Consider the following 11526-nt stretch of genomic DNA (forward strand, 5'->3'; position numbering starts at 1 on the left):
GTTTTGCGGTGGTGATAGTGGTGGGGAAACGCCCGGTTAACCGTTCCGATCCCGGTAGCTAAGCCCATTCGCGCTGATGGTACTGCAACTTGGTGGTTGTGGGAGAGTAAGTGACTGCCGCAATATTTTTTAGGGAGGCCATCCTGTCGTTGACAGGGTGGCCTTCCTGCTTTTTGGTGAGGGGTCATTCCGCTTCGGTGGGATGGCCCCTTTCTCGTATTCATGGGTGAGGTCATTCCCGGTTGGGAGTGGCCTCTTCTGCATTCAACGGCGATATGCCGTCCGAGCCTTGGGCTCACCACTTCGTGTTTGAGTGGGAGAGCGTCCTAGGTGGCCTTGATGGTCGGTGGGGCAGTCTCTGCCTTGCGCCACACTGACGGCTGCTGTCTCACACCGTGCTGAGTCCGAGGAAACGACGAACCACCTCGGCACCAACAACCTCCACGGGATCCTGTCCACGTCTGATATCTTCGGCGGGAAGAATCACTTGGTGCTCCATACGAGCCTGTCCGTCCTGCGCGACAATGGTCTTCATTCCATTGGGGGAGTAGCCCAGCTTCTCCGAGACTCTGCGACTGGCAGCATTTCCCTCGAAGAAACCGGAATGAAACTCGCTGGCACCGAAATGGTCGGTAAACGTCGTCACCGCCGTTTGCCGCATCCGAGTCCCATATCCTTTGCCCTGCTCATTCAGAGCCAACCATGAACCCGTTGAGACTGACCTGGTGCGGACGAAATCCTTGGCACTGACTCCCTGCACGCCCACCGCTCGGCCGTCGACCCTGACGGTGAACTCGATGGTCCAGTCATCGACTCGGAAGTTGGCTCGCGTGCTCCATTGATACCGAGCGATGGACTGGGCGATCTCTTCCTGAGTGCCCGAATCCCAATTGACGAGAAACGCCGGCAGATCATCCCTGCGCACTCCGCCGTTCGCGATATCGGCCAATTCTGGATAATCCGATTCGCGTACTGGGGACAACTCCATGTGTCCGCACCGGATATTCAAGCCGAAGGGTGGCCAAATCTCTTCCAAATCCATAAATTGAGTCTAACCGTGGAGAGGACGGCAGCGGGCGAATCGTCAAAATTTGCAGTATACCAAACAGACGGTTTGTTACTGTACTGTCCATTATTCGGTCGTTCCAGCTCATGTTATGCGGGTCACGGTAAGTTGATCCCATGAGCTTACATCCATCACTGCAGCCAATCTTCGACACAGTGCTTCACCGCAATCCCGGAGAGTCGGAGTTTCATCAAGCGGTACAGGAAGTTCTCCATTCCCTGGGCCCTGTCGTTGACAAGCACCCTGAATACCTCGAACTCTCAACTTTCGAGCGCCTCTGCGAACCTGAACGCCAGATCATCTTCCGGGTCCCGTGGATCGATGACCAGGGTGTCGTCCAGATCAACCGAGCATTTCGAGTTCAATTCAACTCTGCTCTCGGCCCCTACAAGGGTGGACTGCGCTTCCACCCCTCAGTGAACTTGGGAATCGTGAAATTTCTCGGCTTCGAGCAGATCTTCAAAAACGCGATCACCGGCCTGCCCATCGGCGGCGGCAAAGGCGGATCCGATTTCGATCCGAAGGGACGCAGCGACCTTGAGATCATGCGTTTCTGCCAGTCGTTCATGACTGAGCTCTCCCGTCACATCGGCGAATACCGAGATGTCCCGGCGGGAGACATCGGTGTCGGCGGCCGCGAGATCGGCTACTTGTTCGGACAGTACAAACGCATGAAGAACGAGTATGAAGCTGGCGTACTCACCGGCAAGGGCCTCTCCTACGGCGGATCAATGGTGCGCACGGAGGCCACCGGTTTCGGTGTCGTGTACTTCCTCAAAGACATGCTCGCTGCAGCAAAGAAGAACATCGACGGACGCACCCTCTCGATCTCCGGATCGGGAAACGTGGCCGTGTTCGCTGCAGAGAAGGCCACTGCCTTCGGAGGAACAGTCATCACGATGTCCGACTCAAGCGGGTTCATCCATGACCCGGATGGGATCGACACCGAAATCGTCAAGCGCATCAAGTTCGAAGAACGCGGTCGCATCTCCGAATACGTCGATGAACGCGGTGGCCGTGCAAAGTATTACGAGGGCGGCAACGTCTGGGACATCGAGGTTGACGTCGCACTTCCCTGCGCAACTCAGAACGAGCTCGATGCCGACTCGGCACGAACCCTCGTTGGCAACGGCGTCATCGCACTTGCTGAGGGAGCAAACATGCCGTGCACCCCGGAAGCAGTGAAGACCTTCTCCGACGCCGGCGTGCTCTTCGCCCCGGGCAAGGCAGCCAACGCCGGAGGTGTCGCCACCAGCGCGCTGGAGATGCAGCAGAACGCCAGCCGCGACACCTGGGACTTCGACTTCACCGAAGCCCGTCTGGCAGAGATCATGGGCGACATCCACGACAGCTGCGCCGTCGCAGCCGCAGAGTTCGGTTCACCAGGCGACTACGTTGCCGGTGCGAACATTGCAGGCTTCATTCGGGTCTCCGAAGCGATGCTCGCACAGGGCGTCATCTGACCTCAGCGACAATGCGCAGGCAGGAGCCGCTGCCTTGAAGGCATACAACGGCCCTCCGACTCTCAGGCAGCTTCACACGAAGCCGTCGAGACGTCGGAGGGCCGTTGTCATTGCCTCGAGACTTCGCTCAGCGAGGCCCCATCGTTCCGTAGGCCTTGCGCCAACGCAGGAGTGGTTTGTCTTTGCTGCTATTCGCGCCGGTCCCCATCGACACCACCTCCCCGACAACGAGGCTGTGCGTCGCCACCTCCAAGACCTCCGTGGTCCGCAGTTCGAACCAGGCGATCGCATCCGTGAGCACCGGCTGTCCTGAATGGGGGGCCGGAAACGTATCGATGCCCTTCAGCGAGCCGTAAAGAGGCTGGCCAGGCGCGCCCAAGCGCTCAGAGATGTCTCGCTGGGAGGAATTGAGCAAGGAGATGGCGTAATGCGCACTCGTCTCCAGAGTCTCCATCATGCGTGACCCGCCATAGATGCTGATGGCCATCGTCGGCGGGTCATAGGACACGTCGAGGAACGAGTCGACGGTGATCGCGTGCAGGGCGTTGCCGCGCTTGGCTGAAACCACAGCCACGGCCGCAGCTATGTCATCGCTGAGTTCGCGATAGCGTTCTGTGAGGGAATCCTCGTGAGTTCTGTCCATGGCACTCATTCTAGGGAACTACAATGGAGCCATGACCTATCCAGCATCAGGTGGTTCAGCAACAATCGAGCGTGAGCAGTCCGAGCAACTTGTTGAACCCGGCGACCACGAACGTTTCAGCCACTACGCACCTAAAGACAAGATCATGGAATCCATGGTCACGGGCACACCGCTCATTGCCCTGTGCGGAAAGGTGTGGGTGCCGACCCGAGACCCCGAACGATTCCCCGTGTGCCCGCGATGCAAAGAGATCTACTCAACAATGTCTGAAGGACCTAAGGAGTAGATGTCCGCGGAACGTCTCCCAGGGACATCCGCCGCCGAACAACTGCCACCGGCCTTTCCTGAGCGTGCTGCTTGGGGAACGGCCGGAAAGTTGCGCGCTTGGCAGGCTGAGGCCCTGGAACAGTATTTTCGGGAACAGCCGAAGGATTTTCTCGCTGTCGCGACACCGGGCGCGGGCAAGACGACATTCGCTCTGCGCGTAGCTGCAGAGCTGTTGGCACAGCGCGTCGTCAACAGAGTCACCGTCGTCGCACCCACCGAACACCTCAAGGTGCAGTGGGCCGATTCCGCCTCACGCGTGGGCATCAAACTCGACCCGCACTTCAAGAATGCTCAAGGCAAACACGCCCCCGGCTATCACGGCGTTGCCATCACCTACGCGCAGGTGGCTGCCAAACCGGTCCTGCACCACAACCGGACCGCAGCCGGGCGCACCCTGGTCATCCTCGATGAGGTTCACCATGGCGGTGACGCACTGTCCTGGGGCGATGCAGTACGGGAGGCCTTCGGCCCCGCTGTCCGCAGACTCTCCCTGACGGGTACTCCTTTCCGGTCTGATACCTCGCCGATCCCATTCGTCACCTATGCCCCGGACGAGAACGGCATCCGCACCTCGGTGGCAGACTATTCCTACGGCTACGGGCGGGCGCTGAGGGACTCCGTCGTCCGTCCTGTCCTGTTCCTCGCCTATGCCGGCGCTATGTCCTGGCGGACCAGAGCCGGTGACGAGATGTCCCACGTCCTCGGCGAAGACACGACGAAGGACATCAACTCCCAGGCGTGGCGGACAGCGCTCGACCCCGGCGGCGACTGGATTCCAGCGGTGCTCAAGGCCGCAGACCGACGTCTGACAGAGGTCAGACGGACCGTGCACGACGCCGGTGGCCTTGTCATCGCCACAGACCAGGACAACGCGCGCGCCTATGCCAAGGTGCTGCGCGAACTCACTGGGGAGGCGCCTACGGTCGTTCTCTCCGACGAAGCTGGAGCCTCGGCGCGGATCGAGCAATTCCAGAACTCCACCGACCGGTGGATGGTCGCGGTTCGCATGGTGTCCGAAGGCGTCGACGTGCCGCGACTGTGCGTCGGGGTCTATGCGACCTCCTCGGCGACTCCACTGTTCTTCGCACAGGCCATCGGACGTTTCGTGCGTGCACGCAAACGCGGTGAGACCGCGTCTGTGTTCCTGCCTTCCGTCCCGATCCTCCTGGCCCTGGCCAATACGATGGAAGTCGAACGCGATCACGCTCTCGACCGACCCAAGAACGAGGACGAGAACGATGTCGTCGTCTTCGACGACCAGGCCATGGAACAGGCGAACCGTGAAGAGGGAGCCTCTGACCAGATGGGCTCCTTCGAAGCACTCGGTGCCGAGGCACTCTTCGACCGGGTGCTCTTCGACGGCGGTGAGTTCGGCACGGGCGGAGCGGTCGGTTCCGAAGATGAACTGGACTTCATCGGTATTCCCGGACTGCTCGAACCAGACCAAGTCCACGAACTGCTGCGAACCCAGCAGGCGCGCCAGGCAAAGCGGAAGACCGCTGCGGCGCCACCGGCACCGGAAACCGAACCCAGCGAGCTCGATCACAGGGCGATGAAGGAAGAGCGCAACCAGCTCCAGAGCCTCGTCGGCGCCTGGTCACGGCGCACCGGCTCACCCCACAAAACCGTTCACGTCGAGCTGCGCAAGGCCTGCGGGGGACCGGCCGTGGCACAGGCGACCCGGGAACAGATCCAAGCCCGGATCGCAAAGCTCCAAGGCTGGTTCATCGGCAAGAAGTGAGCCCCGTCCGCCTGCGCAGAGAGGACTTTTCGACCTCGGTTCAGCCTGGCCGATCTTGGTTCATCCGGCCGGCCTCAACTCGGGTCAGTCCTGATTACTTGGGACAGAACGTCACTTGGCTTAGAACGTCACTTGGGATAGAAGACCGTGGGGATCGCCGGTTCGCCGTCCTGCATGCGCCTGGCTGAACGTGGCAGTTCGGCCAGGGACTCGTCGTGCCGAGCACAGGCCTTCGTGACTCCGTCGGCGCCGATATAGGACTCATCGATCTCACCATCGACCACCAGGTCAACAGTCAGCGACCGGCCATCGCCGAGGTCGTCCGGCAGGGTCGGGATGCCGACGGCCTCCTCGACGGCAATCGCACCATCGATGATTCGCAGAGCGTCCTTGTTCCCTCCGCGTGAGGGTTTGCCGGTGGAGTTCTTTGCCACAGAGGTCCATGCCCCCGATTCGTCGGCCCGAGCCACGAGCTTGTACACGAGTCCCGCGGCCGGCGAACCCGAACCGGTGACCACTCGTGTTCCGACACCGTAGGAATCCACGGGGGAGGCGGCGAGAGCCGCGATCGCATATTCGTCGAGATCACTGGTGACCGTGATGGTCGTATCGTGAGCGCCGAGGCGGTCGAGGCCCGCACGGACTTCGCTGGCCTGTTCGACGAGGTCGCCCGAGTCGATGCGCACGCCACCCAGATTCTTCCCGGCCAGTCGGACGGCCGTGGCCAGCGCCTCCTCGACGTCATAGGTATCCAGGAGCAGAGTCGTGTCGGTGCCCAGGGATTTGAGTTGAGCGGCGAAGGCCTCCTGCTCCGAGTCGTGGAGCAGGGTGAAGGAATGAGCTGAAGTGCCGATCGTGCGCAGTCCGTAGCGGAGGCCGGCGGCGAGATTCGATGTCGACGCGAAACCGCCGATGACGGCCGCGCGGGCAGCGGCGACCGCAGCGTGTTCGTTGGTGCGGCGCCCGCCCATCTCCGCGCAGGGCCGATCGCCGGCAGCCTGAGCCATTCGTGAGGCCGCCGAGGCGACTGCGCAGTCGTAGTTCATCGCTGAGAGGATGAGCGTCTCGAGGATGACTCCTTCAGCGAAGGTGGACTCGATCGTCATCAGCGGGGAGCCGGGGAAGTAGATCTCGCCCTCCGCATACCCGCGGATGCTGCCGGAGAACGAGTAGTCGGCCAGCCAGTCGATGGTTCGCGAATCGACGATCTGCTCACGGCTGAGAAACGAGAGTTCCTCGTCGCCGAAGCGGAAGTCCCGGAGCATCTCGAGGATGCGGCCAGTACCGGCAACGACCCCGTAGCGCCGGCCGGCAGGCAGACTGCGGCCGAAGACTTCAAACAGGCTTCTGCGGTGAGCAGCACCCGATTCCAGCGCTGCCTGGACCATCGTCAATTCGTACTGATCGGTGTAGAAAGCCGTCGAACCGGTCCGTGTGAGATCACTCATAGGCGCGATACTACGTCACGACAGCGTCAGTGTTCTGCCGTAAGGTGGAAACGTGAGCAATCCAACGACTCCAGTTCTGGAGCCGGAGGTCGACATTCGACCGGCGACAGAACAGGCAAAGCCATGGAAGACCGTCGTCTTCAACGACCCCGTCAACCTCATGAGCTACGTCAGCTACGTCTTCCAAGCCTATTTCGGGTATTCGACCGAGAAGGCTGAGTCGCTGATGCTTGAAGTCCATGAGAATGGTCGCAGCGTCGTCGCCACCGGCGGACGTGAAGCCATGGAGAGGGACACTCAAGCCATGCACGAATACGGTTTGTGGGCCGCGTGCCAACCTGAAGCAGGATCCGACTGACATATGGCAGCAATTGACGCACGTGGGGACGATGTCGTCCTCAAACTCGAGGAAAACGAACGATCCCTCATGCTCACCGTCTTCACCGACTTGGCGGCGCTCTTGGCGGAAGACGACAGTGAAGATGGTCGCCCCGATTCGGAGAATTGGGAGGCACGCCTCGGCCTGGTCGATCGCCCGCGCCCTCAAGACCCCGCATTGCTGCGACTCTTCCCGGACGTCGATCCCCTCGATGAAGAACGTTCACAGGAGTTCCGACGCCTCACCGAGTTCGACCTTCAACAGGCGAAGGCACACAACGTGCGCATCGTCCTCAACGGTCTGGCCAAGGGACCTTCGATCGCATTGAACCACGATGAGGTTCTGGCGTGGATGAAGGGACTCAACGATCTGCGCTTGGTCCTTGCCGTTCGCATGGGCATCGACTCAGAGGAAGCCCAAGAGGAGAAATATGCTCACCGGGACGACCTTGACGAGTCCGAAGAGCTCACACTGACCCTGTATGACTTCCTGACCTGGATTCAGGATCGACTCACCACTACCTTGCTCGGCGACCTGCACGCGGACGACGATTCATGAAACTCACCGCCATCGGCACCGCCGGGTCCTTTCCCGGCCCCAACTCGGCCGCCAGCTGCTACCTCATCGAAACCGACGAGGAATCACCGACGCGCATCGTGCTCGACCTCGGCTCCGGGGCACTGGGCCCATTGCAACGTGCAGTCAACACGGATGGGCTGAGCGCGGTCGTGCTCAGCCACCTGCACCCCGATCACTGCATGGACATGACGGGCCTGTACGTCAAGCACTGCTACGACCCGAAGTTCTTCAACGGCAACGTCTCCGACACCGGCTCGATCCGCACCCGGACAAGCGTCCTCGCCCCGGCCGGTGCACAGGAACGGCTGACCCGGGCCTATTACACCGACCCTGGAAAGTCTCCAGTCGCCGCCAGCGGACATGACTCCGACCTCAGTCATGCCTTCGACTTCGCCGACCTCGACCACGGGACCACCCATCAGGTGGGAAGCCTGCAGATCGAAGCCTTCCTCGTCGACCACCCGGTCGAGGCCTATGCGCTGCGGATCACGGACGCAAAGGGCGGCGTGATCACCTACTCCGGTGACAGCGACGAATGCGACAACCTCGTCGAGGCGGCCCGCGGAGCAGACCTGTTCCTCTGCGAGGCCGCCTTCCAGGAAGATCGCGACGTCGCCCGCGGCATCCACCTCACCGGCAAACGGGCTGGACGTGTGGCTCAGGCGGCAGACGTCCAGTCCCTGGTTCTCACCCACATTCCTTCCTGGACGGACTGCTCCATCGTCCGTGGCGAAGCCGCCCGCGAGTTTCGTGGACCGATCGAACTGGCCAAGCCGGGCAACAGCTGGACCGTGTGACGGACCGACCAGAACAGAACAGCACCGACAAACGAAAGAGGCCCACCGTGCGCGCAGACGGACGAAACGCAGACGAACTCCGAGAAGTGACAATCACTCGCAACTGGATCAACACCGCCGAAGGTTCCGCACTGGTGGAATTCGGAAACACCCGCGTACTGGTAGCGGGTTCGTTGACCGCAGGAGTGCCGCGTTGGCTCAAGGGCCAGGGCCGCGGCTGGGTCACCGCAGAATATGCGATGCTGCCCCGCGCCACGGATTCCCGCAACACCCGCGAGTCCGTCAAGGGCAAACTGGGCGGACGCACACATGAGATCTCGCGCCTCATCGGTCGCAGCCTGCGTGCAGTCATCGACCTCGAAAAGCTCGGCGAGAACACCCTTGTGCTCGACTGCGATGTCCTCCAAGCAGACGGCGGCACTCGGACTGCCTCGATCACGGGCGCCTACGTCGCACTGGCCGACGCGATCGACAAAGGTCGTTCGACGGGAATCATCCCTGCCGCGAACAACCCGATCAAAGACTCGATCGCCGCGATCAGCGTCGGCATCATCGACGGCGAACCCGTCCTCGACCTGCCCTACGTCGAAGACTCGCGTGCCGACACCGACATGAACGTCGTCATGACCGGCAGTGGACAGTTCGTCGAGGTTCAGGGAACCGCCGAAGGTGCCCCCTTCGACCGTGCGGAACTGGGACAGCTGCTCGACCTCGCCGCCAAAGGCTGCACCGACCTGACCCGCATCCAGACTGAGGTGCTGGGCAAATGACCACCTTCGTGCTGGCCACCCACAACGAGGGGAAGAGGCGCGAGCTCCTCGCGATCCTCCTCCCCGCGCTGGGGGAGAACACCCACGTTATGACAGCCGCCGAGGCGGGCCTCGGCGATATCCCGGAAACCGGGGTCACGTTCGCAGAGAACGCACTGCTGAAGGCCCGTGCCGCGGCGCAGGCCACCGGTCACACCTCCATTGCCGATGATTCGGGGATCGCAGTCGACGTCCTGGGCGGAGCACCGGGAATTTTCTCCGCGAGGTGGGCAGGAAGGCACGGAGACGATCGGGCCAACCTCGAACTTCTGCTCGCTCAGCTCTCGGACATTTCGAGCGAACATCGCGGGGCGCAGTTCCGTTGCGCTGCCGCAGCGGTGACCCCGGACGGCCGCGAATTCTCGGCTGAAGGAGTCATGCCAGGGCGTCTGGCCACGAGTCCGTCGGGAGAACACGGGTTCGGCTATGACCCGATCTTCATCCCCGACGGCGGTGACATCAGTGCCGCGCGGATGACACCGGAGGAGAAGAACTCCCGGTCACACCGGAGAGTCGCCTTCGACAAGCTCGCCGCAGTCCTCGCCGCACAGGCAGGTCTCTGAAAGCAGCGCCCCGCGCTCCGGACTAGTACTGGAGAGGATCCGGATAGCTTCCGGGTCCACCTCATTCGTTCTTTTCCACGATATGAGTACTGACGCCTCGCCTGGTGAGAACTTCGGCTAAACTGACGAGGCCGGTGCACGCCTGTGCAATGACCGGCCTGAGAAGACGAATGAGCCAGTGTGGGCTCGTGAAAATGGGAGAGCGATGAAGACTCCACGTGTCGGTTCGTGGATGGCAGCCCTGGCTGCCTCGAGCCTGATCCTGTCAGGTTGCTCGGCGGGAGCCTCGGACTCCGGCGAGGAGGCGAAGAAGGACTCGATGACGATCGCGTTCACCGCTGAACCGGTCAACCTCGACTTCACCTCCACCTCGGGTGTGGCCATCCCCGAGGCTCTGATGGAAAACGTCTACGAATCACTCGTCCGCGTCGACGGTGAGGGAGAGATCCAACCGGGACTGGCTCAGGACTGGGACGTGTCGAAAGACCGCAAGACCTACACCTTCCATCTGCAGAAGGGCGTGAAGTTCTCCAACGGTGCAGACCTCACGAGCGAGGACGTGAAGTTCTCCTATGAGCGGGTGCAGGACGAGTGGAAGAACGCCCTGAAGTCCAAGATGGACATCGTCGACTCAATCGAGACCCCTGATGACCTCACCGTGGAGATCGCGCTCAAAAAACCCTCCAACACGTGGCTGTTCAACATGACCAGCCTCGTCGGTGCGGTCTTCGACACCGAAGGCACCGACGACCTGGCCAACGAAGCCATCGGCACAGGGCCCTTCGCGATCGAGAAATTCACCCGCGGACAGTCGATCGACTTCGCAGCCAGGGATGACTACTGGGGCGAGAAACCAGCCGTCAAGAACGTCCAATTCAAATACTTCCAAGATGCGGTATCGGCCTCGAACGCTCTGAAATCCGGAGAGATCGACGTCGTCTCCAACCTCCAGGCTCCCGAACTGGCCGGAGAGTTCCAGGGCAAGGAATACCAGATCATCTCCGGCACCACGAACGGTGAAGTCGTGCTCTCGATGAACAATGCGCAGGGTATCTTCAAAGACAAGAAGGCCCGCGAGGCCGTCATGCATGCCATCGATCGCAAGGCTGTCCTCGACACCGCATGGGCCGGCTATGGAGAGCTCATCGGTTCAATGGTCCCGCCGACAGACCCGTACTACGAGGATCTGACCGGAGTCTGGGACTTCGACCCGCAGAAGGCCAAGGACCTCATCAGGGACGCCGGTATCGAAGGGGAGACGTTCGCCTTCACCGTGCCGAACCTGCCGTATGCGAAGGCGATCTCCGAGATCGTGTCTGCACAGCTGGAAGAGGTCGGACTCAAGGCCGACATCGAGACGCAGGAATTCCCGGCCGTCTGGCTGGACAAGACATTCACCGAGCACAAGTTCGACATGTCAGTGATCAACCATGCCGAACCTCGCGACATCCTCACCGTCTTCTCCAACGACTACTACATCGGCTACGACGATTCGAAGATCAAGAAGATCGCAGAGAAGGCCGACACCGGCACGGAAAAGGAATACGTCTCAGGGATGAAGGAGATCGCGAAGACGATCACCGAGGACGCAGCCTCGGACTTCCTGTTCCTGTTCCCCAACCTGGTCATCGCAAAATCCGACGTCGCTGGAATCCCTGCCAACAGGGTCTCCGACGCATTCCGGATCGCGGATCTGAGCTGGAACTGAAGA

General features: G+C 61.3%; 12 protein-coding genes and 1 rRNA gene. 10 read left to right on the plus strand and 3 right to left on the minus strand.

Features of this window, described 5'->3' with window-relative positions; all coding sequences use genetic code 11:
• The first annotated feature begins 4 nt into the window (after positions 1 to 4).
• A 5S ribosomal RNA gene (gene rrf / locus BSP239C_RS00005) occupies positions 5 to 123 on the plus strand.
• 265 nt (positions 124 to 388) lie between these two features.
• Here rrf and BSP239C_RS00010 read toward each other — a convergent pair.
• Positions 389 to 1042 (minus strand): GNAT family N-acetyltransferase, encoded by a 654-nt coding sequence (locus tag BSP239C_RS00010; RefSeq protein ID WP_226830709.1) that lies wholly within the window; start codon positions 1040 to 1042, stop codon positions 389 to 391.
• Positions 1043 to 1182: 140 nt separating this feature from the next.
• Between BSP239C_RS00010 and gdhA the strand changes: the two genes are divergently transcribed.
• Entirely contained in the window at positions 1183 to 2529 is a 1347-nt protein-coding gene (gene gdhA / locus BSP239C_RS00015) for an NADP-specific glutamate dehydrogenase (protein WP_101569578.1), read from the plus strand.
• 127 nt (positions 2530 to 2656) lie between these two features.
• On the opposite strand, the gene BSP239C_RS00020 is transcribed toward gdhA, so the two are convergent.
• Positions 2657 to 3172, minus strand: coding sequence for a flavin reductase family protein (locus tag BSP239C_RS00020; protein ID WP_101569579.1), 516 nt, complete (start codon positions 3170 to 3172; stop codon positions 2657 to 2659).
• A gap of 31 nt (positions 3173 to 3203) precedes the next feature.
• Between BSP239C_RS00020 and BSP239C_RS00025 the strand changes: the two genes are divergently transcribed.
• Entirely contained in the window at positions 3204 to 3458 is a 255-nt protein-coding gene (locus BSP239C_RS00025; RefSeq protein ID WP_096160529.1) for a DUF3039 domain-containing protein, read from the plus strand.
• Positions 3459 to 5240 carry a DEAD/DEAH box helicase gene (locus BSP239C_RS00030; protein WP_101569580.1) on the plus strand — a complete coding sequence of 594 codons (1782 nt, stop codon included), beginning with the start codon at positions 3459 to 3461 and terminating at the stop codon, positions 5238 to 5240. It begins immediately after the preceding gene.
• Between the two features lie 128 nt (positions 5241 to 5368).
• Here the strand turns inward: BSP239C_RS00030 and BSP239C_RS00035 are convergent, their stop codons facing one another.
• A complete protein-coding gene (locus tag BSP239C_RS00035) occupies positions 5369 to 6688 on the minus strand; it encodes a nicotinate phosphoribosyltransferase (protein WP_101569581.1) in 1320 nt (439 codons plus the stop codon).
• 52 nt (positions 6689 to 6740) lie between these two features.
• Between BSP239C_RS00035 and clpS the strand changes: the two genes are divergently transcribed.
• The 6 genes from clpS to BSP239C_RS00065 all read left to right on the plus strand — a co-directional run bounded on the left by clpS (position 6741) and on the right by BSP239C_RS00065 (position 11523).
• Complete coding sequence (clpS, locus tag BSP239C_RS00040) at positions 6741 to 7046, plus strand: ATP-dependent Clp protease adapter ClpS (RefSeq protein ID WP_101569582.1); 306 nt, start codon at positions 6741 to 6743, stop codon at positions 7044 to 7046.
• 3 nt (positions 7047 to 7049) lie between these two features.
• Complete coding sequence (locus BSP239C_RS00045) at positions 7050 to 7625, plus strand: DUF2017 family protein (RefSeq protein WP_101569583.1); 576 nt, start codon at positions 7050 to 7052, stop codon at positions 7623 to 7625.
• Positions 7622 to 8443 carry an MBL fold metallo-hydrolase gene (locus tag BSP239C_RS00050; RefSeq protein ID WP_101569584.1) on the plus strand — a complete coding sequence of 274 codons (822 nt, stop codon included), beginning with the start codon at positions 7622 to 7624 and terminating at the stop codon, positions 8441 to 8443. Before BSP239C_RS00045 ends, BSP239C_RS00050 begins: the two co-directional genes overlap by 4 nt.
• Before the next feature lie 47 nt (positions 8444 to 8490).
• On the plus strand, positions 8491 to 9213 hold the full coding sequence (gene rph, locus BSP239C_RS00055; RefSeq protein ID WP_145997387.1) for a ribonuclease PH: 723 nt from the start codon (positions 8491 to 8493) through the stop codon (positions 9211 to 9213).
• Complete coding sequence (rdgB, locus tag BSP239C_RS00060) at positions 9210 to 9815, plus strand: RdgB/HAM1 family non-canonical purine NTP pyrophosphatase (protein ID WP_101569586.1); 606 nt, start codon at positions 9210 to 9212, stop codon at positions 9813 to 9815. Before rph ends, rdgB begins: the two co-directional genes overlap by 4 nt.
• Positions 9816 to 10020: 205 nt before the next feature.
• Positions 10021 to 11523, plus strand: a complete 1503-nt coding sequence (locus tag BSP239C_RS00065; RefSeq protein WP_101569587.1) for an ABC transporter substrate-binding protein — start codon at positions 10021 to 10023, stop codon at positions 11521 to 11523.
• Positions 11524 to 11526 lie beyond the last annotated feature (3 nt).

The sequence above is a fragment of the Brevibacterium sp. 239c genome (genome assembly GCF_900169365.1).
Classification (GTDB): Bacteria; Actinomycetota; Actinomycetes; order Actinomycetales; family Brevibacteriaceae; genus Brevibacterium.

Bases quoted from the DNA above. Each gene is read 5' to 3' on its own strand.
- BSP239C_RS00010 (WP_226830709.1), bottom strand. From the start codon at position 1,042: ATGGATTTGGAAGAGATTTGGCCACCCTTCGGCTTGAATATCCGGTGC.
- gdhA (WP_101569578.1), top strand. From the start codon at position 1,183: ATGAGCTTACATCCATCACTGCAGCCAATCTTCGACACAGTGCTTCAC.
- BSP239C_RS00020 (WP_101569579.1), bottom strand. From the start codon at position 3,172: ATGGACAGAACTCACGAGGATTCCCTCACAGAACGCTATCGCGAACTC.
- BSP239C_RS00025 (WP_096160529.1), top strand. From the start codon at position 3,204: ATGACCTATCCAGCATCAGGTGGTTCAGCAACAATCGAGCGTGAGCAG.
- BSP239C_RS00030 (WP_101569580.1), top strand. From the start codon at position 3,459: ATGTCCGCGGAACGTCTCCCAGGGACATCCGCCGCCGAACAACTGCCA.
- BSP239C_RS00035 (WP_101569581.1), bottom strand. From the start codon at position 6,688: ATGAGTGATCTCACACGGACCGGTTCGACGGCTTTCTACACCGATCAG.
- BSP239C_RS00045 (WP_101569583.1), top strand. From the start codon at position 7,050: ATGGCAGCAATTGACGCACGTGGGGACGATGTCGTCCTCAAACTCGAG.
- BSP239C_RS00050 (WP_101569584.1), top strand. From the start codon at position 7,622: ATGAAACTCACCGCCATCGGCACCGCCGGGTCCTTTCCCGGCCCCAAC.
- rdgB (WP_101569586.1), top strand. From the start codon at position 9,210: ATGACCACCTTCGTGCTGGCCACCCACAACGAGGGGAAGAGGCGCGAG.
- BSP239C_RS00065 (WP_101569587.1), top strand. From the start codon at position 10,021: ATGAAGACTCCACGTGTCGGTTCGTGGATGGCAGCCCTGGCTGCCTCG.